General features: G+C 70.8%; 22 protein-coding genes. 11 read left to right on the plus strand and 11 right to left on the minus strand.

Annotated features, from left to right (window positions below):
• Positions 1-67: 67 nt before the first annotated feature.
• From AC0IY0_RS07155 to AC0IY0_RS07170, 4 genes are all read left to right on the plus strand, one after another.
• The gene (locus tag AC0IY0_RS07155; protein WP_246692789.1) at positions 68-553 is read left to right on the plus strand and encodes a MarR family winged helix-turn-helix transcriptional regulator; all 486 of its coding nucleotides are present in this window, start codon (positions 68-70) and stop codon (positions 551-553) included.
• Between the two features lie 37 nt (positions 554-590).
• Positions 591-1,889: an MFS transporter gene (locus AC0IY0_RS07160; protein ID WP_147909775.1), complete on the plus strand. Its 1,299-nt coding sequence runs from the start codon at positions 591-593 to the stop codon at positions 1,887-1,889.
• 87 nt (positions 1,890-1,976) lie between these two features.
• Positions 1,977-3,248: a multidrug effflux MFS transporter gene (locus AC0IY0_RS07165; protein WP_471763392.1), complete on the plus strand. Its 1,272-nt coding sequence runs from the start codon at positions 1,977-1,979 to the stop codon at positions 3,246-3,248.
• A 75-nt stretch (positions 3,249-3,323) separates the two neighbouring features.
• Positions 3,324-3,854 (plus strand): DoxX family protein, encoded by a 531-nt coding sequence (locus AC0IY0_RS07170; protein WP_147940149.1) that lies wholly within the window; start codon positions 3,324-3,326, stop codon positions 3,852-3,854.
• A 5-nt stretch (positions 3,855-3,859) separates the two neighbouring features.
• Here the strand turns inward: AC0IY0_RS07170 and AC0IY0_RS07175 are convergent, their stop codons facing one another.
• Entirely contained in the window at positions 3,860-5,308 is a 1,449-nt protein-coding gene (locus tag AC0IY0_RS07175; RefSeq protein ID WP_471763393.1) for a DHA2 family efflux MFS transporter permease subunit, read from the minus strand.
• Positions 5,309-5,514: 206 nt separating this feature from the next.
• Here AC0IY0_RS07175 and AC0IY0_RS07180 point away from each other — a divergent pair, with 206 nt between their 5' ends.
• The 3 genes from AC0IY0_RS07180 to panE all read left to right on the plus strand — a co-directional run bounded on the left by AC0IY0_RS07180 (position 5,515) and on the right by panE (position 9,182).
• Entirely contained in the window at positions 5,515-6,405 is an 891-nt protein-coding gene (locus AC0IY0_RS07180) for a DUF3313 domain-containing protein (RefSeq protein ID WP_147909778.1), read from the plus strand.
• 162 nt (positions 6,406-6,567) lie between these two features.
• Complete coding sequence (guaB, locus tag AC0IY0_RS07185; protein ID WP_147909779.1) at positions 6,568-8,061, plus strand: IMP dehydrogenase; 1,494 nt, start codon at positions 6,568-6,570, stop codon at positions 8,059-8,061.
• 176 nt (positions 8,062-8,237) lie between these two features.
• Positions 8,238-9,182, plus strand: coding sequence for a 2-dehydropantoate 2-reductase (gene panE, locus AC0IY0_RS07190; protein ID WP_471763394.1), 945 nt, complete (start codon positions 8,238-8,240; stop codon positions 9,180-9,182).
• Positions 9,183-9,369: 187 nt separating this feature from the next.
• On the opposite strand, the gene AC0IY0_RS07195 is transcribed toward panE, so the two are convergent.
• Positions 9,370-9,555: a hypothetical protein gene (locus tag AC0IY0_RS07195; RefSeq protein ID WP_419829390.1), complete on the minus strand. Its 186-nt coding sequence runs from the start codon at positions 9,553-9,555 to the stop codon at positions 9,370-9,372.
• A gap of 206 nt (positions 9,556-9,761) precedes the next feature.
• Here AC0IY0_RS07195 and AC0IY0_RS07200 point away from each other — a divergent pair, with 206 nt between their 5' ends.
• Positions 9,762-11,072 (plus strand): RsmB/NOP family class I SAM-dependent RNA methyltransferase, encoded by a 1,311-nt coding sequence (locus AC0IY0_RS07200; RefSeq protein WP_419829391.1) that lies wholly within the window; start codon positions 9,762-9,764, stop codon positions 11,070-11,072.
• A gap of 130 nt (positions 11,073-11,202) precedes the next feature.
• On the plus strand, positions 11,203-12,207 hold the full coding sequence (locus tag AC0IY0_RS07205) for an alpha/beta hydrolase (RefSeq protein ID WP_461230908.1): 1,005 nt from the start codon (positions 11,203-11,205) through the stop codon (positions 12,205-12,207).
• A gap of 8 nt (positions 12,208-12,215) precedes the next feature.
• Here AC0IY0_RS07205 and AC0IY0_RS07210 read toward each other — a convergent pair whose 3' ends face one another.
• The 4 genes from AC0IY0_RS07210 to AC0IY0_RS07225 all read right to left on the minus strand — a co-directional run bounded on the left by AC0IY0_RS07210 (position 12,216) and on the right by AC0IY0_RS07225 (position 15,856).
• Positions 12,216-13,448, minus strand: coding sequence for a peptide ABC transporter permease (locus tag AC0IY0_RS07210; protein WP_471763396.1), 1,233 nt, complete (start codon positions 13,446-13,448; stop codon positions 12,216-12,218).
• 115 nt (positions 13,449-13,563) lie between these two features.
• The gene (locus AC0IY0_RS07215) at positions 13,564-14,088 is read right to left on the minus strand and encodes a DUF2937 family protein (RefSeq protein WP_471763397.1); all 525 of its coding nucleotides are present in this window, start codon (positions 14,086-14,088) and stop codon (positions 13,564-13,566) included.
• Between the two features lie 83 nt (positions 14,089-14,171).
• Positions 14,172-15,185 (minus strand): WD40 repeat domain-containing protein, encoded by a 1,014-nt coding sequence (locus AC0IY0_RS07220; RefSeq protein WP_471763399.1) that lies wholly within the window; start codon positions 15,183-15,185, stop codon positions 14,172-14,174.
• Entirely contained in the window at positions 15,182-15,856 is a 675-nt protein-coding gene (locus tag AC0IY0_RS07225) for a YoaK family protein (RefSeq protein WP_147908244.1), read from the minus strand. The genes AC0IY0_RS07220 and AC0IY0_RS07225 overlap by 4 nt, the downstream gene beginning before the upstream one ends.
• Before the next feature lie 207 nt (positions 15,857-16,063).
• On the opposite strand from AC0IY0_RS07225, the gene AC0IY0_RS07230 reads away from it, so the two are divergent.
• Together AC0IY0_RS07230 and AC0IY0_RS07235 are read left to right on the plus strand one after the other, a co-directional pair.
• Positions 16,064-16,498 (plus strand): response regulator, encoded by a 435-nt coding sequence (locus AC0IY0_RS07230; RefSeq protein WP_147908243.1) that lies wholly within the window; start codon positions 16,064-16,066, stop codon positions 16,496-16,498.
• A 21-nt stretch (positions 16,499-16,519) separates the two neighbouring features.
• A complete protein-coding gene (locus AC0IY0_RS07235) occupies positions 16,520-16,915 on the plus strand; it encodes a photosystem reaction center subunit H (protein ID WP_147908242.1) in 396 nt (131 codons plus the stop codon).
• A 184-nt stretch (positions 16,916-17,099) separates the two neighbouring features.
• On the opposite strand, the gene AC0IY0_RS07240 is transcribed toward AC0IY0_RS07235, so the two are convergent.
• The 5 genes from AC0IY0_RS07240 to AC0IY0_RS07260 form a co-directional block, all read right to left on the minus strand.
• Positions 17,100-17,732 carry a DUF2939 domain-containing protein gene (locus tag AC0IY0_RS07240; RefSeq protein ID WP_419829394.1) on the minus strand — a complete coding sequence of 211 codons (633 nt, stop codon included), beginning with the start codon at positions 17,730-17,732 and terminating at the stop codon, positions 17,100-17,102.
• A 21-nt stretch (positions 17,733-17,753) separates the two neighbouring features.
• Positions 17,754-18,320 carry an RNA pyrophosphohydrolase gene (locus tag AC0IY0_RS07245; protein WP_147908240.1) on the minus strand — a complete coding sequence of 189 codons (567 nt, stop codon included), beginning with the start codon at positions 18,318-18,320 and terminating at the stop codon, positions 17,754-17,756.
• A gap of 72 nt (positions 18,321-18,392) precedes the next feature.
• Entirely contained in the window at positions 18,393-19,628 is a 1,236-nt protein-coding gene (locus AC0IY0_RS07250) for a divergent polysaccharide deacetylase family protein (RefSeq protein WP_471763401.1), read from the minus strand.
• A gap of 171 nt (positions 19,629-19,799) precedes the next feature.
• Positions 19,800-21,140, minus strand: coding sequence for a S41 family peptidase (locus AC0IY0_RS07255; protein WP_147908238.1), 1,341 nt, complete (start codon positions 21,138-21,140; stop codon positions 19,800-19,802).
• A complete protein-coding gene (locus tag AC0IY0_RS07260) occupies positions 21,140-22,444 on the minus strand; it encodes a murein hydrolase activator EnvC family protein (RefSeq protein WP_471763468.1) in 1,305 nt (434 codons plus the stop codon). Before AC0IY0_RS07260 ends, AC0IY0_RS07255 begins: the two co-directional genes overlap by 1 nt.
• Positions 22,445-22,470 lie beyond the last annotated feature (26 nt).

Genomic DNA, 22,470 nt, shown 5'->3' on the forward strand with positions numbered 1-22,470 from the left:
GCCGGCGCAGCGTTATCAGGGAGATCCGCCGTGTCGATGACAGCGTGACGGATTTCCCTATCGCTGCATGTCGAACCGGCCGAACCGTCAGGGCCGGCTTGTCGCGCTGCATATCCGTGCATATACACGCATCGTGATGACGGATCGTCCGAGCGAGCCCTGCACCTGTTCCGCTCTGCGCCGCGCCACGCGGGCGGTGACCACGATCTATGACGAGGCGCTACGTCCCTGCGGGCTGCGCGTCACCCAATTCGCGATCCTGCGCCTGCTCGACCGTCTGGGTCCCAGCCCGGTGACGCGGCTCGCCGCTGAAGCCGCCCTGGAACGCACCACGATGGGCCGCAACCTCGATCCGCTGGAGCGGCGCGGCCTCGTGCGGATCGAAGCGGGCGAAGCGGATGCGCGCGCTCGCGTGGTCTCGCTGACGGACGCCGGACGCGCCGCCCTGGCGGCGGCAATCCCCCATTGGCGGGTCGCGCAAGGGCGCATCAACGCGCGAATCGAACCCGCCGCCGTCGCGGCTCTGACCGAAGCCCTCACAGCCGCCCCCTGACACGCCGCCGGCCGTCTCAACACCCCGGAGCCCGAACATGCCCGTTCCCGTCGAGACGCTGCCCGCGCCGCCCCCCGTGCCGCGCCTCCACTATGCCTGGATCGTGGTCGCGGTGACCTTCCTGGTGCTGCTGATCGGGGCGGGGGTGCGCGCGACGCCGAGCGTGCTGATCGTTCCGTGGGAGCGGGAATTCGGCTGGACGGCCGCCACGATCAGCGTCGGCATCGCGCTTAACATCTTCCTGTACGGCATGATCGGGCCGTTCGCGGTGGCGATCATCGAGCGCTTCGGCCTGCGCACCGCAGTGTGCTGCTCGCTCTTCGTCCTGGCCGTCGGCACGGCCGCCACCAGCCTGATGACGGCGCCGTGGCAGATGGTGCTGCTCTGGGGCATCGTGGTCGGCTCGGGCTCCGGCATGGTCGCCAACGTGCTCGGCGCCACCGTGGCGGGCCGCTGGTTCGGCAAGCGGCGCGGCCTCGTGGTCGGGCTGCTCACCGCCAGCAGCGCCACCGGGCAGCTGATCTTCCTGCCGATGCTGGCTTCGCTGGCTGTCGGATCGGGCTGGCGCTCGGTCTCGCTCCTGGTCGCGGCCGTGACCCTGCTGCTGATCCCGCTGGCGGCCCTGCTGCTGCGCGACCGGCCGGCCGATCTCGGCCTGCCCCGCTACGGCGAGACCACGATCACGCCGACACCGGTGCTCACCGAGAACCCAGCGGTGCGTGCCCTGCGCGGTCTGCGGACTGGCCTCAAATCGAAGGATTTCTGGCTGCTCTCGGGCACGTTCTTCATCTGCGGCGCCTCGACCAACGGGCTGATCGGCACCCACCTGATTCCGGCCTGCATCGATCACGGGATCGCCGAGGTCACGGCCGCGGGCCTGCTCGCGGTGATGGGCATCTGCGACCTGATCGGCACCACGGCCTCGGGCTGGCTCACCGACCGGTTCGATTCCCGCAAGCTCTTGGCCTGGTATTACGGCCTGCGCGGCCTGTCGCTGATCTTCCTGCCCTACTCGTTCGACCTCAGCTTCTACGGCCTATCTCTGTTCGCGGTGTTCTACGGGCTCGACTGGATCGCCACCGTGCCGCCCACCGTGCAGCTCGCCGGAAAGTCCTTCGGCGAGGAGAATGCCGCGCTGATGTTCGGCTGGATCGCAGCCGCCCACCAGATCGGCGCCGCCTCGGCCGCCTGGCTCGCCGGCATGGTCCGGACCGATACCGGGACCTATCTCGGCGCCTTCGTGTCGGCCGGCTTGCTCTGCCTAGTCGCCGCCCTGATGGCGGGCTTCGTCGGGCGCAACCCCCGGGAGCCGGCCCTGCGCCCGTTGCCGGCCTGAGCTGCACCGCGCAGGCACGTCGGCCATAAGCGTGCCGCGAAGGGGGCGCCTCCGTCGGGCGATTCCTTCGCAGCACGAGGGCGTATTGTGACAATCGCGATCCGGCCCAACCCGCCGGTCCAGGACGTTCCTGCCGCGCAGACGCGGTCGGGACCGGGCTTCACCGAGTTCGTCGCCATCATCGCGCTGATGATGGCGGTCACCGCCATCTCCATCGACAACCTGCTGCCGGCCTTCCCGGCGATCGAGGCCCGGTTCTCCGTGCCCGATCCGAACCGACTGCAGCTCCTCGTTTACGTGTTCATGGCGGGATTCGGAATCGCCCAGCTCGCCTACGGGCCGATCTCGGACACCTTCGGGCGCCGGAAGGTCCTCCTGGCGAGCCTTGCGATCTACGTCGTGGGCTGCGGGCTCGCCATGGTGGCGCCGAGCTTCGGGTGGCTGCTGGCGGCCCGGGTCATCCAGGGCATCGGCGCAGCGGGTGGGCGCGTGCTCTCGGTGGCGATCGTGCGCGACCGGTTCGCCGGACGCGAGATGGCGAGCGTGATGTCGCTCACCATGATGGTTTTCCTGATCGTCCCCATGATCGCCCCGGCGATCGGCGGCCTGATGCTGGCGCTGGGGTCGTGGGTCTACGTGTTCGTCTCGATGCTGGCTTTGGCCTTCTGGCTGACCGCCTGGTTCTCGCTGCGGATGCCGGAGACCCTGCACCCGGAATATCGTCGCCCGCTCTCCCTCGGGGCGACCTGGGACGCGGTGCGCACCACCGTGACGACCCGGGTCTCCATCGGCTACGCCACGGCGCTCGGCCTGCTCACCGGCTGCATCATGGGCTATGTCGGATCGGCCCAGCAGGTGTTCGACACCGGGCTGTACCATCTCGGGCCGCTGTTCCCCCTGGCCTTCGGGCTGGTGGCCGGCGCCATGGGGGCGGCGACGCTGATCAACGCCCGGATCGTCCGGCGGCTCGGGATGCGGGCGCTCTCGCATGCCGGCATCATCGCCTTCACGCTGGTGGCCCTGGCCCAGGTCGGCGTCGGGCTCGCCTATCACGGCCACCCGCCGCTCGTGGCGTTCCTGTCGATCCTGGCGGCCAACCAGTTCCTGATGAGCTTCGCGCTGCCGAACTTCAACGCCCTGGCGCTCGAGCCGCTCGGCGCCATCGCGGGCACGGCCTCGTCGTTCGTCGGGTTCTACACCACGATGCTGGGGGCGTTCTCGGGCTACGTGATCGGCCAGGCCTTCGACGGGACCGTGCTGCCGGTCGGGATCGGCTACGCTACCCTCGGGGGCTTGGCGCTGCTGGTGGTGCTCTGGACCGAGCGCGGCCGGTTGTTCCGGGGCGGGGTGGCGGGTTGAGCGTTCGGACTTAACCCAGCCTTCAAACCAATACGGCACCCTCCGGTCAGCCCTAACAGCCGACCGGACTCGACCATGATCGCCCGCGCCCAGGACGGAACCCTTCTCGCCGCGCGCCTGCTCCTGGCCGCGGCACTCCTGCCGACGGGTATCGCCCGGGCGCTCAACGTCTCGGGCTTCGCGCTGACGCTCGCCGGCAGCGGCATGCCGTTCCCGAACGGCGTCGCCACCGCGGCCGTCGTCGTGCAGGTCTTCGGCCCGCTCGCCCTGATCCTCGGCGTTCTGCCGCGCCTGACCGGTCTGGCCCTCGCGGTCTTCGCCGCGGTGACGGCCGTGATGCTGCACGCCTTCTGGCAATATGTCGGACCGGCCGCAGTCGCCGAGCGAACACTGATGCTGGCCGATCTCGGCCTCGCGGGCGGGTTCCTGATCTATGCGCTGACGGGCCCCGGCGCCTTCAGCTGGCAGGGCTGGCGAGCCGGCGTCGCGACGGAGCGACTGACTCCGCAGCGCGCTGCCGCCAAGGCACCCGCCAAGAGCTCGGCGGCACGGGGCGGCGCCGGCAAGAAATCCGGTGGCCGCACGCCGGCGCGCGCCGCGGCCTGATCGGGTCAGCTCGCCCGCGGCTTTATCTCGGCCGAAGCCGGCGGGGTCGCGGCGACCATCCTGCGGCCCGAGATCTCGGCCCCGGCATCGGGCGTCAGCTTGCGGAAGGCCAGCACCGAGGCCGCCGACAGCACGGCTACGGCGAAGAAAGCCGGGCCGAAATCGCCGGCCTCGATCTGGGCTCGGCCGTGGAAGCCGGCGGCGCCCTCGAGCGCCAACGCGCCGAGGGTCACGCCGAGGCTCAGCGACAGCTGCTGGCAGACGCTGGCGAAGCTCGTTGCCGCGCTCATCTCACGGGATTCGAGGTCGGCATACGCGATGGCGTTGACGCAGGTGAACTGCACCGAGCGCGAGCAGCCGCCCAGGAACAGCAGCGCGATCATGATCCAGTGCGGCGTGTCGGCGGTGTAGAGCCCGTTCACCGCCAGGAAGGCCGAAGCCAGCACGGCATTGAAGACCATCACGGCGCGGAATCCCAGGCGGCGCAGGATCTTGGGCGCGAGGGTCTTCACGAACATCGCGCCGGCCGCCGCCGCGAAGGTGATCAATCCTGAATGCAGGGCGTCGAGCCCGAACCCGACCTGCAGCAGCAGCGGCAGCAGGAACGGGATCGCGCCGGTCCCGACCCGGAACAGGCTGCCGCCCAGGATCGCGACCCGGAAGGTCGGGCGGTTCATCAGGTCCAGCCGCACGATCGGGTGGGCGGCCCGCCTCGCATGCGCGACGTAGAGCGGCAGCAGGATCGCCCCCGCGGCGAGGCATCCCCAGGAGACCGAGGCCGGGAGCAGATGGCGTCCCATCGAGGCCAGCCCCAGCATCAGGGCGGCGAGGCCGGTGCCGAGCACGAAGAAGCCGATCAGGTCGAGGGGCGGACGCTCCGGCTCGCGCACATCCTCGAAGTACAGGCTCGCCAGCACGATTCCGGCGACGCCGATCGGCAGATTGATGAAGAAGATCCAGCGCCAGTCGAACCAGGTGGTGATCAGCCCACCCAGCGGCGGACCGAGCACCGGGCCGACCAGCGCCGGGAAGGTCAGGTAGGCCAGAGCGGTCACCAGCTGCGACTTCGGCACGCTGCGCAGCACAACGAGGCGCCCGACCGGCACCATCATGGCCCCGCCCATGCCCTGGAGAAACCGCGCCGCGACGAACCACGCCAGCCCGTTAGCCGCCGCGCAGGCGAGCGATCCCAGCATGAACACGACGAGCGCGGCCCGGAAGACCGTGCGCGAGCCATAGCGGTCGGCCATCCATCCGCTCACCGGGATGAAGATCGCCAGGCTGACCAGATAGGAAGTCAGCGCCAGCTTCAGGGCGATCGGATCCTCGCCGAGGCTTGCCGCAATGCTGGGCAGCGCCGTGGCGATCACCGTGGAATCGGTGTTCTCCATAAACAGGGCGGTGGCCACCGTCAGGGGGACGATCCAGAGCGGTCTTTGGGTCGAGGCAGGCATCGGACAGCAGACGCGTGTCGTGCCGAGACGGTTGCACGGCGGGGCCGCGAACTCGCACGGTCGTGTTTCGCGCCTGTATCCGCAACGCAACAGGGGTTGCGTCGTGACCGAACACCACCTTTTGTGCGCGTGATCCAATGGCTACGTTTAGCGCGAGCGGTCTTCCGGCCGTCGATACCGGCGCGGTGCCGGCCACGAGACACTCGATGCAGCCCAGTCCGAGCAAGCGCCGTTCCCTGTCGCGGCTCGCCGCCGCCGTCGCGCTCCTGTCGACGGTCACGGCCTGCGGCACCGTGCTGCTCAACGACCGCGGTTCGCTCACCCGCTACGATCGGCTGCAGGCGAGCAGCGCCGTCGCCTCGGCCTCGCGGCTCTACGTGGACCGGCCGGCCCTGGCCAAGGCCCGCACCGTGCGGATCATCCCGACCGCGTTCCACGCCGACGTCGCGGGCGCCGCGCCGCTCACTCAGGCGGAACGCCGCCTGATCGCGAACGCGGCCGACCGCGCGCTCTGTTACGACCTGTCGCTGCGCTACGACGTGGTGACCGGTCGCGACGCCGATCTCACCGTGCGGGCGCAGGTCACCCGGGTCGAGCCAACAGACCTGCTCGGCGCGGGCGCCACCATCGCGGGCTCGGCCGGCGTGACGGTGGCCTCGCAGGTGGGGCTTAGCGCCGTCGAGGGTATCGGCCGCATCCCGATCCCGCGCATCCCGATCGGGCTCGGCAGCCTCACGGTCGAGGCCGAGGCGTTGGATCGTCGTCGCGAGCAGCGCGCCGCGATGGTCTGGGGCGGGGCCGCGAACTCGTTCACGAGCCAGCCGCGCTTCTCGCGCGCCAGCGACGCCTACGACCTCGCCGGCGAGTTCGGCCAGGATTTCGGCTTCATGCTGGCCACCGGCGACGACCCGTTCAACGCCCCCAACACCCTGCCGACCTGGGACCGCATCCGGATCACCACGCTCGGCGAGGCACCTCTCGACCCCGATTGCGAGGCCTACGGCCGGGCGCCGGGCATCGACGGCATCCTGGGCGACTATATCGGCCTGCCGCCGGAATACACCGACAGGGGCGCTGCCGTTCCGGCAACACGCTGACCCGACCGCCGGTACAAAAAAGCGGGGGAGCCATGCGCGATTTCCCGCTGCGGCGCGGCGACGGCGCATTGGCGCGGCCGCGGACCCCATGATACTGGCACTTGCCAACCCGATCCCGCTGCGCACCCCCTCAAAGCGCGGCCGTCCGAGGAAAGTTGGCACATGGCCCGAGTCGATTCCGCCACGATCATCGAAGGCCTGACCTTCGACGACGTGCTCCTGCGGCCCGCCGCCTCCTCGGTGATGCCGACCGAGGTCAACGTCGCTTCGCGGCTGACCCGCTCGATCCCGCTGAACCTGCCGATCCTCGCCTCCGCCATGGACACGGTCACCGAGGCGCCGATGGCCATCGCCATGGCGGCCAACGGCGGCATGGGGGTGATCCATCGCAACCTGGAGCCCGCAGAGCAGGCCGAGCAAGTCCGTCTCGTCAAGAAGTACGAGTCCGGCATGGTGATGAACCCCATCACCATCCATCCCGACGAGACCCTAGCCGACGCCTTCGAGGTGATGAAGCGCAACCGCATCTCCGGGATTCCGGTGGTGGAGCGCGGGCCCAACGGCTCCCGGGGCAAGCTGGTCGGCATCCTGACCAACCGCGACGTCCGCTTCGCGACGAACCCCGCACAGCCGGTTGCCGAGCTGATGACCCGGGATCGGCTGATCACCGTCCGCGAGGGCGTGACCCAGGACGAGGCCAAGCGCCTCCTGCACCAGTTCCGCATCGAGAAGCTGCTGGTGGTCGACGACCATTACCGCTGCATCGGCCTGATCACCGTCAAGGACATCGAGAAGCGCGTGACCTACCCGTTCGCCGTCAAGGACGAGCAGGGCCGGCTGCGGGTCGCCGCCGCGACCACCACGGGCGACAGCGGCTTCGAGCGGGCCGAGCGCCTGATCGACGCCGGCTGCGACGTGATCGTGGTCGACACCGCCCACGGCCATTCGATCAAGGTGCTCGACGCCGTCGCCCGGGTGAAGCAGCTCTCCAACGCCGTCCAGGTGATCGCCGGCAACGTCGCCACCCGCGAGGGCACCAAGGCGCTGATCGACGCGGGCGCGGACGCCATCAAGGTCGGCATCGGCCCGGGCTCGATCTGCACCACCCGCATCGTGGCGGGCGTGGGCGTGCCCCAGCTCACCGCCCTGCTTGAGGCCGTGGAGGCCGCCGGCGAGGCCGACATCCCGGTCATCGCCGACGGCGGCATCAAGTATTCCGGCGACCTCGCCAAGGCGATCGCGGCCGGCGCCTCGGTGGCGATGCTCGGCTCTCTGCTGGCCGGCACCGACGAGGCGCCCGGCGAGGTGTTTCTGTACCAGGGCCGCTCGTACAAGTCGTACCGGGGCATGGGCTCAGTGGGCGCCATGGCTCGCGGCTCGGCCGACCGCTACTTCCAGGCCGAAGTCAACGACACCCACAAGCTCGTGCCGGAGGGTATCGAGGGCCAGGTCCCCTACAAGGGCCCGGTCGGCAACGTCCTGCACCAGCTCGCCGGCGGCCTGCGCGCCGCCATGGGCTATGTCGGCGGCGCGACCATCCCGGATTTCCAGGAGCGGGCGCAGTTCATCCGCATTACCAATGCCGGCCTCCGCGAGAGCCACGTCCACGACGTGACCATCACCCGCGAGAGCCCGAACTACCCGTCGCGGACCTAACGCCCACGTTCGATGTGGTCACGAAGCGTCCCCTCGCCCGCGGCGGCGAGGGGACAGGCACGTCAGCCTAGGCCCACCGATCATCACCGCCTTGACTCGGTCCGGTGGGCGACCTCCGATGGCTGGGCCGGCACGGACCGATGCGGCCGACAACGATCTCGCCCCGGAGAGACCCAATGCGCACGCTGATCGTCGGAGCCGGGGCGACCGGCGGCTATTACGGGGCGCGGCTCGCGGAATCGGGGTCGGACGTGACCTTCCTGGTCCGGCCGGCCCGGGCCGAGAAACTGGCGGTGAACGGGCTGGTGCTGCGCTCGCCACTGGGCGACCTGCATCTGCCCGCGCCGCCCACCGTCACGGCCGACACGCTGGCCCAGGCGGGCGCGTTCGACCTCGTGCTGCTCTCCTGCAAGGCCTACGACCTCGACAGCGCCCTTGCCGACCTCGCGCCTGCCATAGGCGAGGGCACCGCGATCCTGCCGCTGCTGAACGGGATGTCCCATCTCGACGCGCTCGACGCCAAGTTCGGCGCTGCGCGGGTGCTGGGCGGCTCCTGCGCCATCGCGGCGACCCTCGCGCCGGACGGCGCGATCCGGCACATGAGCGAGCTGTGCAGCATCACCTACGGCGAGCGCGACGGGTCGCACTCGGCCCGCATCGAGGCCGTCGATGACCTGATGCGCGGCCTGAAGTTCCAGGCGCGCCTCAGCGACGTGATCCTGCAGGAGATGTGGGAGAAATGGGTGTTCCTGGCGACGCTCGCGGGCGCGACGACGCTGATGCGGGCCGCGGTCGGCGACATCGTGGCTGCGCCCGGCGGCACGGCCTTCATCGCCGCCCTTCACGCCGAATGCACGGCGGTGGCCGCGGCGAGTGGGTTCGAGCCGCGCGGAGTCGTCGCCGAGCGGGCTCGGGCGCAGCTCACCGCGGAGGGCTCGACCTTCACGGCCTCGATGCTGCGCGACATCGAGAACGGCGGCCGGATAGAGGCAGACCACGTGATCGGCGACCTGATCGCCCGGGGTGGCCGCCTCAGTCCGGAGGCGGCCTTCCCGCTGCTCGGTCAGGTTTATGCCGGCCTGAAGGCCTATGAGGCCCGGCGAGCTAGGGAGGCGGCCTGAGCCGCGCGCCGCAACCGTCCGGTTTTACCCAGCGACACGATCGAGAGATCCGCTGGTCCCGGATGTCTGCGACGGCAACCCTGGAAGGGCGCTTCCGGCTTTCGCGCTGCCGGCCGGAGGCCCCCCCAAGTCCTCCGCTTCGCTCCGTCACACCGGGATGAGGTGGGGATGGGCGAGTCGTCGCTTCTCAGTAGCGGCCGGGCGGAGGCGGCGGAGGCGGGTTGCCGTATTCGAGCTGCGTCTTGGCATCCAGCGGCCGGCGCGGCGGCGGGGTGAGATCGGGGGCGGCCGGGGCGCTTGCACAGGCGGCGAGGGCGGCGGCGACGAATCCGGCGAGGGTCACGGAGCGGGTTACGCGAACGAGGGAAGACATGATCTGAGGCACTCCCGGACAGACCTCCGTCCGCGGAACGCACTGGTCCGCGGCGGGAGGATGCCATACGACACGGGGCCGGCCCGCATCGCGGGACCGCCCGCGACCCGGTCTGAGCCGGGATCGTGCTGGAAGCTCGGCCGCACCGTGGCGGCATCGTGGGCCAAGCGTGGCCGTTTCGCGTCGGCCGAGCGCCGTTTTAAAGGATGTCGACCCTGACCCCCGCCGCCCGCTGCTCCGCCGCCATCGAAGTCCTGACCGATATCGCGGAGCGCCGCCGCCCCGCCGCCGACGCGCTGAAGGATTGGGGGCTCGCCCACCGTTTCGCCGGCTCCGGCGACCGGGCCGGAATCGCCAGTCTGGTCTACGACGCCCTGCGCCGGCGGGCTTCCGCCGCCTGGATCATGGATTCCGAGGCGCCGCGCGCCGTGCTGATTGGCTCCCTGCGGCTGCAGCAGGGGCTCGCCGCCGCGTCCGTGGCCGCGCTGTTCTCCGGCGAGCGCTTCGCCCCCGAGCCGCTGAGCGACGACGAGCGCGCGCGCCTCGAATCCGGCACGTTGGACGAAGCCCCGCCCGAAGTGGCCGGCGATGCCCCGGCCTTCGTGCTGCCCGAGCTGGAGGCCGCGCTGGGCGACGACCTGATCCCCGAATTGAAGGCGCTCGCCCGGCGCGCGCCCCTCGATATCCGGGTCAACGCCCTACGGGGCAGCCGTGACGACCTGATGCCTGCGCTGAGCGGCTTCGATGCCGCCCCGACCCCGCACGCACCACTCGGCGTCCGGATCCCGATCGGCGCTGACGGCCGCGGCCCGGCGCTCCACGTCGAGGCCGAGTTCCTGGACGGCTGGTATGAGATCCAGGACGAAGGCTCGCAGCTCGCCGCCCTCCTGGTGGATCCGCACGCGGGCGAGACCCTCGTCGACCTCTGCGCCGGCGGTGGCGGCAAGACCCTGGCGCTGGCCTCCCAGACCCGTAACGGCGCCCGCCTGATCGCCACGGACGGCGATCCGCGCCGGCTCGCGCCGATCCACGAGCGCCTGCGCCGCTCCGGGGCCGCGGCCGAAGTCCGGACACCGCGCAGTGGCAAAGCCCGCGCCGACGTGCTGGAGGATCTGGACGGCCAGATCGACCGGGTGCTGGTCGACGCACCCTGCACCGGCTCCGGGACTTGGCGGCGCAACCCGGATGCCAAGTGGCGGCTGCGGCCCGGCAGCCTGGCCCTGCGCATCGCCGAGCAGTCCCAGGTCCTCGACCGCGCAGCCAAGCTGGTCCGGCCCGGCGGGCGGATCGTCTACATCACCTGCTCGCTCCTGCCCGCGGAGAACGACGCGGCGGTGGCCGGGCTGCTGTCCCGCTGGCGTGGCCGCTTCGATGCCGTGCCGGCCGAGACCGTGCTGGCGGCGGGACCGCCAAGCCTCGCATCCTCTGTTCGCCAGACGGAACACGGCCTGCAGATGACCCCGCTGCGGACCGGCACCGATGGCTTCTACGTATCCGTGATCACCCGGCGCGCCTGAGGACGCGCCTCTCCGGAACCGTCCCCGCGTCCCACGACGTTGGGCGAGGAATGTTTCAGGAGAGCGCCATGCCCGAGTCCGCCCGTCCCGCCATCCGGGCCCTGTCCTGAGCGGCCCCCGGGACCGGTCCATGAATCTCGACCGCCGCCTGCTGCTCGCAGGCTTGACCACCGCTTTCGGCCTGCGCGCGGCAAAGGCGCAGGAAAAGCCGCCGGAGCCGGCGCCCCACGAGGCGATCCGCGCGCTGCCACGCTCGCTGCCCGGGGCGGACCTGCAGGTGATCGATCTGTGGCCCGGCCAGCCTCCGGGGGGCGGCAGCGGGCCCGATCCGGACGGCTACCGCTATGTCGAGGGCCGCTCGGGCGACGTCACCCGGGTGGCCAAGCCATGCCTGCTGGCGATGCGGCCGGCCAATCCCAACGGCGCGGCGATCATCGTGGCGGCCGGCGGCGGCTACCAGTTCATCGCGCTCGGCAACGAGGGCGTGCCGGTCGGGCGCGTCCTCAACGCAGCGGGGATTACAGTCTTCCTGCTGGTCTATCGTCTGCCCGCGGAGGGCTGGGGCGCAGGCCCAGACGCACCGCGGCAGGACGCGCAGCGGGCGCTGCGGCTGGTGCGGGCGCGGGGCTCGGAATACGGGATCGACCCCGCCCGGGTCGGCGTACTGGGCTTTTCCGCGGGCGGCCACCTGATGGGGGAGACCGCGGTCGGCACCGCGAGCGACCTCTACACCCCGGTGGACGAAGCCGACGCGCAGCCGGTTCGGCCTGTCTTGGCAGGGTTGATCTACCCGGTCATCACCATGGGCAAGCCGTTCGACGGCACCGCGACGCGACGGATCCTGGTCGGCGACGAGGTCACCCCGCTCGAGATGAAGACCTACTCGGTGGACCTGCAGGTCGGGCCGCAGACGCCCCCAACCTTCCTGGTCCAGGCGATCGACGACCCGGTGGCGGTGGCCGACCATCCGCTGCTGATGTTCGCCGCTTTGCGGAGGGCGCGGGTGCCGGCCGAACTGCACCTGTTCGAGCGCGGTGGGCACGGTTTCGGCCTGGGCGCCCCGGGTACGCCGGCTGCCGCGTGGCCGGGCCTGTTCCTGGCCTGGATCCGCCTGCACGGCTTCCTGAACCGGTGAGCCGAGGATCAGTCCGCGCGCAGCCGAGGAAGCTTCGCGACCTTGGGGCGGTTGGTGCGGAACTGGCCGCGCTCCACCGCCACGAACACCACGATGACGATGGCGACGATGCTGAGCCACCAGATCGCCGTGAGGCCGACACCCAGGCAGGCGACCGTGAAGGCGGCGGAGAAGCACCCCATCGCTCCCGGGATCAGGGCCGGGATGTCCCGGCCGGCCCGGCGGATCGAGGCGTAGAGCGCGAAGGCGGCGGCCAGCGCGCCCACGATCCCGAGTTCGTACCAGAACTCGAACAGGGCCGTGGTCGGCGCGTTGAGCGGCAGCATGCCGACCAGGCGCCCGCGCAGCGCCGTCTCGAAGCCGTGGCCGGTGATCAGCCGCACCGGATCGGTGGTCACCACCTTCTGCCAGCTCTTCAATGACAGCACCGCGGGCGAGAGCGGCCCGAACAACACCGCGCCGATCGGCCGGGCGAGGAACGGCAGTAGCGGCGCCACGGCGAGCAGCGCGGCCGAAAGGGTCGCGGTCAGCATCACGCCGAGCTTCGGCCGGTAGCTCGTCACCGCGAAGGCCAGCGCGCCGACCGCCAGCGCAGCGATCTGGGTGGCGTCCGGTTGGACCGTCAGCGCCAGGGCGACCAGCAGCGCGAGTCCGAGCGCCTCGCGGTCACGCCGCCGGGATCGCAGCCAGGCGAGCCCCGGCCAGACCAGAAGAATCAGCAGGATCAAGCCGCGATCGAGGGCCCCGTCGTCGTCGATGCCGGGCGGCGCCATGTGCGCCCCGAACAGCCCCAGCACGATCGCAACGATCGCGCCCGCGACAAGTCCCAGCGGCAGCAGGTAGAGATTGGCCGAGCGCATCCGGTCGGGCAGGGCGAAGTAGCCGAGCAGCGCCAGCCCGATCGTCGCCGCGAGGTTGGCCAGACGCTCCACGGCCGGGCCGAGGAACGGCGTCCAGGTCAGCGACAGCACCGACCACAGCACCACCAGCATACCGGCCAGGAAGGCCGGCGCCGTGAGCAGACGGGACACACCCGGGCGCACGGGCCGCTGGCGGCGGTCGATCGCGCTGGCGATGATCAGCAGCACCACGGCGATCGGCGCAAGGATAACGGTGGCGCGGCGGGCGACCTGCGCCAGCACCGGCAGGATGACGAACAGGCCGAAGAAGCCGACGCGCCGCAGCAGGGCGGCGGCGTCGAGCGCCGGATCGATCGTGTTTGAGTTCGACGCCCGCGGCATCTTGCGCCTTCTCTCGGACCGAGATGGCCGGATCACGCTCGATACGCAAGCTCCGCGCAAGCCGCTGTAGACCCTGAGCAACACTCCCGGGTCAGCGCGTCGCGCCGGTGGCGGATCAGGCCGTCCGGGTCGCCGTTCGCGGGCGCTTGCGGGCGAACCGCAGGCCGACATCCGAGAGCACGCGCCAGCCGCCCCAGGCGGTCAGGAACCCGATCAGACCGGCGGCGAGGCCGTCGGCATTGGTCGGCACAGCCGGGCCGAAATCCTGGTAGGCGGCCTGCGCTACCGGCACGTCGGGGTCGCGCAGCATCGCCACCACCTTGCCGAGCGGGCTCGTCGCCGAGGCGAGGGCCTGCTCCTGCGCGCTCAATCTTGCCAGCCGAGAGATGTCGGCCTGTGCGGCCTCGCCGCGCCGGGCCACCAGCTGGTCGGGATTGGTGCGCAGCCGGTCGACCGCGCCGTCGCGGGTGGTGCCGGAGGCCTGCGCGTCCGATTCGAGCACCGCCACCTGACGGCGCAGTTCGTCCACCGCGCCACCGAGGCGCTGCGCGTATTGCTGCGCGAATTCGGGGGCCTGGGCGGCTATCAAGCCGCCGAGCAGGCCGAGGGCGAGGCCGAGAGTGCGGAACACGCGGAACACGGCAGACCCTCCGGGTCGGAGACAGGACGCGGCCTAAAAAGCATGGCTTCGGCCGATAACCAAAAGAACGGGGCACCGGCAGATCACGCTGGCAGGGTCAGCAGTCCGGCCTGGCCGTCGGCGCAGCCGAACAGCATGCGGTTGCCGCGTGCGTCCCAGGCGAGTGCCGTGATCCCGCTGCCCGGCACGGCGCGCCGCACCAGCAGCTCCGAGGCGTCGGTGAAGCGCACCAGCAGGATGCAGCCATCCTCGTAGCCTACTCCCAGGAGCGGCGCCTTGGGGTGGAACGCGACCCGCGTCACCCGGGCGGGGCGGACGCCGCATTCCCGCGGCGCCTTACCGGTGGGGCCTTCCTTCGAATCGAACGGCCAGACGATCGCAGCCTCGGCGCCTCCGGTGGCAAGCCAGTGCCCATCGGAAGACCAGGACACGGAGCGGACCTTGCCAGGATAACCCGACATCCGCATGTGGCCGCGATCCGGCTGCAGGCGCCAACCGTGCAGCGCGTTCTCCTGCATGGTCGAGACCACGAAGCGGCCGTCCGGTGACCACGTGACGTCGATATGCGAGCCCTTCCAGCTCACGACCTCGGCGGGCGTCTCGAGATTCGGGAACCAGAGGCTGACGCCGTTGTAGTGGGCGACGCCGAGACGGTAGCCCTTCGGGGCGAAGACCAGCCCCCGGGCCGTCGAGGGCGCCGTGAAGCTGCGCTCCCGGCCCTTGGCATCCCGGGCGACGACCGCGCGACCGGCCGACCAGGCCACGGCGCCGTCCGGATGCAGCGCCAGAGCGTCGATCCAGGCACCGCCCTTGGCCGCGCCGAGCTCCTGTACGGCGCCACCGGCCCGGATCTCGACGACCCGGCCGTCGTCGCCGCCCGTGACGAGGCGGTCGCTGCTCCCGGCCGCCACCAGGATCCCGCTGTCGGGATGGGCGGCGATCCGGGTCAGCGCGTCCCCCTGCATGAGGGCCACGGTGCCGTCGCCGAGCGCCAGGGCGAGGGCGTCCTTCAGGAACTGCGCCGCGACCACGTGGGCGCCCGCCTCCAGCGGCGCGACGTGTTCGGTGAGGGACGGATGGCTGACGGAATCGCTCATGGAAACTCGACCTTCGTGGTCCTCTGGCCGGCGCGCAGGACCAGGAACGCGGTGATCAGCGCGAGCACCCCCGAGACCGCCGCCGGCGCGATCAGGGCGTAGAGGGCGAACGCATCGTAGGCCAGCGCCCCCAGGAAGGCGCCCAGCAACAGGGACAACCAGACCAGCCCGTCGCCGATCCAGCCGAGCGGGTCGCCCGTGCGTGTCAGCGCCCGGGCGATCTTCTGGCCCAGGCTGAACAGGGCTCCGGTGACGAAGGTGGTACCGGCCCGGAAACCCTGCACCTGCGCCAGCACGGCGTTCTGCGCGCCCATGGCCACGGCTACGAAGAACGCGGCAAGGCCCAGCTCGGGGGAAGCGAGACCGAGCGCCAGGCCGCCCAGGATCAGCAGCGATTCGTAGGCGAGCACCACCGGGGTGCTCCAGCGCGACGGCACCAGGATCGCCAGGCCGCTGCCCAGGACCGAGCCGGTCAGGAACGCGGCGATCAGAATCGCCGGCATCACCATCTTCTGCAGCTTCGCCTCGGCGCCGAAGACCGCGAATTGCGTGGTGTTGCCGCTCATGAACGAGGTGTACAGGCCGCCCAGCCGCACGAAGCCCAGCGCATCGACATATCCCGCCAGCCCCGTGAGGAGCAGGCCGGTGCCCAATTGCCAGGAGCGGTTCACGGATCAAGCCTCCCGCAGCATCCCGGTAACGAGCCATTAACCATTTCGGCCACTCCGTTCATCTGCGCAGGGGCGGGGTTAACGGGCCGTGCACCAAGTCCGGGCAATTCGATGCAATCACGGCGAACGCCGGGGCGCAGGGGCCCGTTGCTCCTTCGATCCGGCACGGGGCTCCAGCGCCCCCGCCGGGTGAGTGGGAGTTGCGTCATGATGCCGTTCGTCGCCGCCTTCGCCTGCCCGTCCATGCCCGCCCTGGATTCGGCCGCCGCCACCATCCTGGTGGTCGAGGACGAGCCGACCGTCTGCGAGCTCGCGGCCGAAGCGCTTCTCGAAGAGGGATATCGGGTGCTCACCGCCGCGGATGCCTGGGAGGCCGAAGCGATCCTGGCACGGGAGAGCGTCGACATGCTCTTCACTGATATCGACCTCGCCCGCAACACGAACGGGCTGGCGCTGGCACGCCGGGCCCGCAGCGTCTGCCCGGACCTGCCCGTCATCTACACGTCCGGCGGGCGCGCCTGCCTGTCGCCCGCCGACGCCGTCTCCGAATCGGTGTTCGTTCCGAAGCCGTACCGCCCCAGCCAGCTCGTTGCGCTCACGAACGACATCCTGCGCGCCGCGCACCATCCCCATCACGCCTGACCCACCCCAAGGAATCCCGCCATGCGGCCCCCCCTCTTCGCCACCGGTCTCGCCTTCGCCCTCGCGGCCGTCGCCGTGCCGGCCCGGGCCGCGTGCGACGTGAAGGGCGCGCAGATCGAGGAGGGGATCGCGGCCAAGAAGGAACTGCGCGAGGACGCCAACGCCCAGACGGTGCGCGACCTGCGCACGCTGCGCGACGCGGCGATCGTGCTGGAGACCTACAAATTCCCGGGCGAGTGCGAGGTGCTGCTCGGCATCGCCAAGTCGCTGCTCTCCAATCCCGACAAGACGATCGTGCAGGGCGGCAACACCGACGAGGACGAGGCCGAGAGCCTAGTCGAGGCGCGCGAGCCCAAGGCGAAGACACCGGCGGACGAGAAGGCAGCGGCTCCGAAGACGGCTCCCAAGGCGAATTGAAGCCGGGAGTCACCCCGCGCAGCAGCGATCGACGCTTCCTCCGACGACCGACCACACCCCGGAGCGCTACAAAGCCTCGAACGTGGCCTTTGGGGGTTTCACGGGTGGCTGGGGTCCAGAAGGTTTGGTGTAACTATCTCGCCGCCGGATTAGGGCGGCGGCGCAACACACCGGAGACGGACTCCTACCGCTCCTCCGCAGCACTCGCGCCGGCCTTGGCGCGGGCCAGCGCACGGCCGAGCTTGGCGGCGATCTGCGCGCGCAGGATGTCGGCCATCTCGATGTCCACCAGCCGCCAGCTGAAGCCGCGCAGACGGAGCCGGATACGGTTGCGCTCGGCCCGGGGCCCCTCGGGCGGGACCGGAATGACCACCGCCCGGAACCCGCGCATCTCCAGGGCGGCGTAATAGGGCAGGAGTCGTCCTGCATTCCGGATCGCCAAACCCTCCGGCTTCAAGCTGGCGGGGCGCTCGATGTCCAGCTTGTCGGGCCAGCCGTTGTCGAGCAGGTCCATCACCGTCTCGGGTGTGACCAGGGTCTCGGCCAGCGCCAGCGCCAGGCCGTACGCGACGTCGTTGAGGCGTTGCCGGTCGCGGGGCTCCAGATCCAGGTCGGTGTCGGAGGCGGTGCGCACCGCCGCGGTGATCTGGCGGACCAGGGACAGCCGAAGGGTCCGGAAGTTCACGTGGCCCTCGATATAGGCCACGTCATGCCGGCGCACGGCCTGAGCCAGATCGTAGAGCGACCAGAGCGGGCTCACCGTGAAGGCGAGCCACGCCAGCGCGAGCGCGAGCGGAATCGCGAGCCAGCGTACCACCCTACGATCCCCCCCGGGACGTCACGGCTGCGCCGGCGCGGTCGCACCGGTCTCGGCCGCCCAGCCGTCGAGCCCCGAGAAAGCGGCGACCACACCCTCGTAGACCGGGCGCTTGAACGGCACGATCAGGTTCGGCAGCTCGGAGAACCGCGCCCAGCGCCAGGCGTCGAACTCGGCCTTGTGGGCGCCGCCACCGGGGGTCAGCACGTCGATCAGGTCCTCGCTGCCGAGGAAGCCGTAGGCGAACCACTTCTGGGTCTGGCCACGATAGCGCCCCTTCCAGGCCTGCTTCATCACCGCCGGCGGCAGGTCGTAGGCGAGCCAGTCCGGGATCTCGCCGAGCAGGCGGATCGCATCGGGTGGTACGTTGGTCTCCTCGTAGAGCTCCCGGCGGGCGGCCGCCTCGGGATCCTCGCCGGGATCGATGCCGCCCTGCGGCATCTGCCACATGTACGGGCCGGCGACGTGCTCCGGTCCGGCATCCTTCGTCCGGCGGCCAACGAAGACGCCGCCCGAGGGCGCGATCAACGCGACGCCCACGCAGGGGCGGTAGGGCAGCGCAGCGCCTGAGTCGGAATCTGTGGTCATCGCGGGCGACCATAGGTCAGGCGCAAGTCACGCGGCAACGGCGGCGGCGGCGAAAGCGCGGCCGGGAGGCCGTCAATTCGCTGTGCTGACCCGCTTCTCCACCGCCCCGCGCAGCGCCACGCTGGCCGGCACCAGCCGGATGCCGCGGGTATCGAGGTCCCGCGCCCAGCGCGCGATCCGGTCGACGCCGAGCGCCGAGCCGCTGGCCGTCACGAGGGCGAATCCATTCGCGCGGGCTCGCGCCTCCGCCTGGCCGAGCGCCGCATCGATGGCGTCGGCCCGCGGAACGGCGTCGAGGACGATCTCCGCCCTGGCGACCGGGGTGCGGCTCTTGTTGGCGAAGCTCGGCTTCGGCCCGGTCCCGTCGTCAAGGAAGCCAAGGCCGCGGGCGCCGATCTCGCGCAGGATCGGGTCGAAGGCCGGGTCGGCCATCATCTTCGCACCCATGTAGTTCGCGACGCCGACATAGCCGGGGAAGCGGGCCAGCGACCAGGCGAGACGGTCGGCATTCTCGACCCCCTTGAGGGCGGTGAGCAGCGTCTGGGGCCCGGGATCGCTGTCGGGATAGTCGAACGGCTCCATGGGCAGCTGGAGGAAGACCTCGTGGCCGGCATCCCGAGCCCGGGCGGCGGCGCGCTCCGCCTCGCCGCCGTAGGGCAGGAACGCGAGGCTGATTGCGGTCGGCAGGCGTACGGTGGCGCCAGCCGTGGCGGCCTGCCCGACACCGAGGCCCGTGACCAGGACCGCGATGCGAGGCCCGGTGCCGGGCTCCTCGGCCCGGGCATAGACGTCGAGGGCGCGGGTTCGGCCCTCGCCGAGCTTGGGCATCGTGCCGTGGCGGCCTTGCTCGCTGATGCGCGCATCCGGCGCCGGGGCCAGCCGCGGCGCGCTCGGCGGCGGCACGCGGATCACGACGGCCTCGCTCGGGCTGGAGCCCGGCGGTCGCACGACCGTCACGCCCGACGCGGTCTCGATCTCCTCGGCGGTGCGCTGCTGTGCGCCGCCCGCGTTGACCACCACCACGCCCTGCGGTTCCGGGGCGGCCGCAACCGGGGCGACCACCGGCCGGGAGGCCGGTTCGCGCACCGTGATCGCGACTTCGACGCGCGGCTCGCCGCCACGGGGATCTCCCAAGGCGAGCACGAGCCCGCAGGCCATCAGCATGGCGCCGGCGAGCGCCCCCGCGGCGATCCTCGGCCGGCGCAGCGGCGCGACGAAGCGTGCGAACCGACCTTGGGGCCGCTCCGGCGCCTGCGCCTCCGGCACCCCTAGGGGGCGCGTGAGGATATCGTCGGTGGACTCGGTCAAGCGGCACTCGATACGGAATCGCGTCCCACGCCCGATAGCAGCGGCGCGTATCCCATCACGTATTGCCGGTCGGTATGGTTAATCTTTTGCTAACATCGCTGTTTGGAACGAAAAACCCCGCCCAGCAGGCCTGCCGGACGGGGTGATTTATTTTCGGTGGGTGGAAAGAAATCAGTTCGGCAGGCTGGGCTTCTGCTGCTGGGCGGGGGTGCCGCTGTTGGCGGCGCCCTTCTGAATACCGTGCAGGAAGTCGATGGCCGACAGGAGCTGCTTGTCCTTGGCGGGATCCGGCGGGATGTAGGCGGAGGAGCCGCCGCGCTCGTCGGTATCCTTCTGCTTCAGGTGGCCCTTCAGACCGGCCTCACCCTTGGTCTCGTCCTTGCCCTTCAGCTCGTCGGGCACGTCCTGCAGCACCTCGATGTCGGGCTCGATACCCTTTGCCTGGATCGAGCGGCCCGACGGCGTGTAATAACGCGCCGTGGTCAGCCGCAGCGCGCCGGAGCCGCCGAGCGGGATGATCGACTGCACCGAGCCCTTGCCGAAGGAGCGCGTGCCCATGATGGTCGCGCGCTTGTGATCCTGCAGGGCGCCGGCCACGATCTCGGATGCCGAGGCCGAGCCGCCGTTGACCAGAACGACCACGGGCTTGCCCTTGGTCAGGTCGCCGGCCTTGGCCGAGAACCGCTGGGTCTCGTCCGGGTTACGGCCGCGGGTGGAGACGATCTCACCACGATCGAGGAAGCCGTCCGAGACCATCACGGCCTGGTCGAGCAGGCCACCCGGGTTGTTGCGCAGGTCGACCACGTAGCCCTTGAGCTTGTCGGCCCCGATCTCGCCGGAGAGCTTCTCGATCGCCGCGCGCATACCGTCGAAGGTCTGCTCGTTGAACTGGGTCAGGCGGATGTAGGCGACGTCGCCGCCCTCCACCTTGGAGCGCACCGGCTTGATCTTGATCACGTCGCGCGTGAGCGTGACGTCGATCGGGTCCTTCGACTCCTTGCGGGAGATCTTAAGCTTCACGGCCGAGTTCACCGGGCCGCGCATCTTGTCGACCGCCTGGTTCAAGGTCAGGCCCTGAACCTGGTCGTCGTCGATCTGGGTGATGATGTCGTTGGCCAGCAGGCCCGCCTTGGCGGCGGGAGTGTCGTCGATCGGGGTGACGACCTTGATCAGGCCGTCCTCCATCGTGACCTCGATGCCCAGCCCGCCGAACTCGCCGCGGGTGGTGGTCTGCATGTCACGGAACGCCTTGGCGTCCATGTAGCTCGAATGCGGATCGAGCGAGGTCAGCATGCCGTTGACGGCCGCCTCGATCATCTTCGACTCGTCGGGCTTCTCGACGTAGTCGGTGCGGACCTTCTCAAAGACGTCGCCGAACAGGCTCAGCTGGCGATAGGTCTCGGCGGAAGCGGCCACGGCCCGCGGTCCCGACAGGAAGTCGGTCTGGGTCGCCACCATGGAGGTGCCGGCACCCAGGAAGGCGCCGAGCATGATCAGGGACGTCTTGCGCATCAGCCGCGAACCTTCTCGCCAAGTATCTTGTCACTGGGGCTCTTCGCCCACCACGGCTCCGGATCGACGGAGCCGCCGTCCTTCTTGAACTCGACGTACAGCGATGGATCGCCTTCGGACCCCGACGGGCCCGCGCCGCCCTCGCCCATGCTGCCCACCGGTTCACCCGCGAGAACGAACTGGCCGACCTCTACGCTAATCTGATCCATCCCCGCCAGCAGAAGATAGTAGCCGTCGCCCGCATCGATGATCAAGAGACGCCCATAGGACCGGAACGGCCCCGCGAACTTGACCCATCCGTCGGCCGGGGAGGCGACCAGCGCCTTCGGCCGCGTCGTGAAGGAGACGCCCCGGGTGATCCCGCCGTTGCCATCGGGCTGGTTGAAGCCCCGCGCCAGCCGCCCGCTCACCGGCCGCGGCACTTCGCCCCGCGCCTCCGCGAAATGCACCTTCGGAGCCAGGCGCGCCGGATCCCGGACCCCGGCCGCGGCGAAACGTTCCTGCGTCACCCGGGCCTCGCGCTCGGCGGCCGCCTTGGCCTCGTCGGCAGAGCGCCGGGTCGCCGCGACCTCGGCCTCCGTGCGGTCGAGCAGGTCCTGGAGGGATTTCGCCTGGGCGCCGAGTTCGACCGCGCGCTTGCGCTCCGCGGTCAGGCCGCCCTCGACCTCCGCCTGCCGGGCGCGCCGGGCGGTGAGCAGAGCCTGCAGGCGCTGCTGTTCCCGGGCCCAGCCGGCGAGATCGTTGGCCAGCCCCTCCTTGTCCTGCGCGATCAAGCCGCGCAGGCGGATCATCTCGGCGAGGTCGGCGGCCAGGGTGTCGACCTCGCCGCGCAGCTCCGGCACCACGGCGCCGAGCAGCATCGACGTGCGGATGACCGCCAGCACGTCCTCCGGGCTCACCAGGACGGCCGGCGGCGGGCGGCGGCCCATCCGCTGGAGCGCTGCCAGGATCTCGGCGACGATGCCGCGGCGGGCGTGCAGGGACCGGCGGATCGCGGCCTCGCTCTCGGTCATCGCCTTCAGGCGGTCTTCCAGGCGGCTCAGCCGGTCCTCGGTCGCCTGCGCCTGGCGTCCGGCGTCCAAAAGGGCGCTGTCGAGCTTGGCACGGTCCGAGCCGATGGCGGCGATCTCGCTCTCGAACTGCGTGCGCTGGCCCGCGCTGGCGGCGAGCGCATCCTGAACGCGCTTGAGATTCTCGGCCCGCCGGTCGCGCTCCTCGTTGGTACGCTGGATCTTTTCGGATTCCGCGGTCGTGGCTGGCTCCTGGGCCCGCGACGGGACCGCCACGCAGGCCAGGGCGAGCATCAGGGCGGCGCGCAGGGCCGACCGCT

The organism is Methylobacterium sp. AC315 (assembly GCF_979253755.1).

Coding starts and splice junctions, on each gene's coding strand:
- AC0IY0_RS07235 (WP_147908242.1), top strand. CDS start 16,520: ATGCGGCCCCCCCTCTTCGCCACCGGTCTCGCCTTCGCCCTCGCGGCC.
- AC0IY0_RS07160 (WP_147909775.1), top strand. CDS start 591: ATGCCCGTTCCCGTCGAGACGCTGCCCGCGCCGCCCCCCGTGCCGCGC.
- AC0IY0_RS07230 (WP_147908243.1), top strand. CDS start 16,064: ATGATGCCGTTCGTCGCCGCCTTCGCCTGCCCGTCCATGCCCGCCCTG.
- AC0IY0_RS07170 (WP_147940149.1), top strand. CDS start 3,324: ATGATCGCCCGCGCCCAGGACGGAACCCTTCTCGCCGCGCGCCTGCTC.
- AC0IY0_RS07255 (WP_147908238.1), bottom strand. CDS start 21,140: ATGCGCAAGACGTCCCTGATCATGCTCGGCGCCTTCCTGGGTGCCGGC.
- AC0IY0_RS07260 (WP_471763468.1), bottom strand. CDS start 22,444: ATGCTCGCCCTGGCCTGCGTGGCGGTCCCGTCGCGGGCCCAGGAGCCA.
- AC0IY0_RS07155 (WP_246692789.1), top strand. CDS start 68: ATGTCGAACCGGCCGAACCGTCAGGGCCGGCTTGTCGCGCTGCATATC.
- AC0IY0_RS07200 (WP_419829391.1), top strand. CDS start 9,762: ATGTCGACCCTGACCCCCGCCGCCCGCTGCTCCGCCGCCATCGAAGTC.
- guaB (WP_147909779.1), top strand. CDS start 6,568: ATGGCCCGAGTCGATTCCGCCACGATCATCGAAGGCCTGACCTTCGAC.
- AC0IY0_RS07245 (WP_147908240.1), bottom strand. CDS start 18,320: ATGACCACAGATTCCGACTCAGGCGCTGCGCTGCCCTACCGCCCCTGC.
- AC0IY0_RS07175 (WP_471763393.1), bottom strand. CDS start 5,308: ATGCCTGCCTCGACCCAAAGACCGCTCTGGATCGTCCCCCTGACGGTG.
- AC0IY0_RS07210 (WP_471763396.1), bottom strand. CDS start 13,448: ATGCCGCGGGCGTCGAACTCAAACACGATCGATCCGGCGCTCGACGCC.
- AC0IY0_RS07220 (WP_471763399.1), bottom strand. CDS start 15,185: ATGAGCGATTCCGTCAGCCATCCGTCCCTCACCGAACACGTCGCGCCG.
- AC0IY0_RS07180 (WP_147909778.1), top strand. CDS start 5,515: ATGCAGCCCAGTCCGAGCAAGCGCCGTTCCCTGTCGCGGCTCGCCGCC.
- AC0IY0_RS07205 (WP_461230908.1), top strand. CDS start 11,203: ATGAATCTCGACCGCCGCCTGCTGCTCGCAGGCTTGACCACCGCTTTC.
- panE (WP_471763394.1), top strand. CDS start 8,238: ATGCGCACGCTGATCGTCGGAGCCGGGGCGACCGGCGGCTATTACGGG.
- AC0IY0_RS07195 (WP_419829390.1), bottom strand. CDS start 9,555: ATGTCTTCCCTCGTTCGCGTAACCCGCTCCGTGACCCTCGCCGGATTC.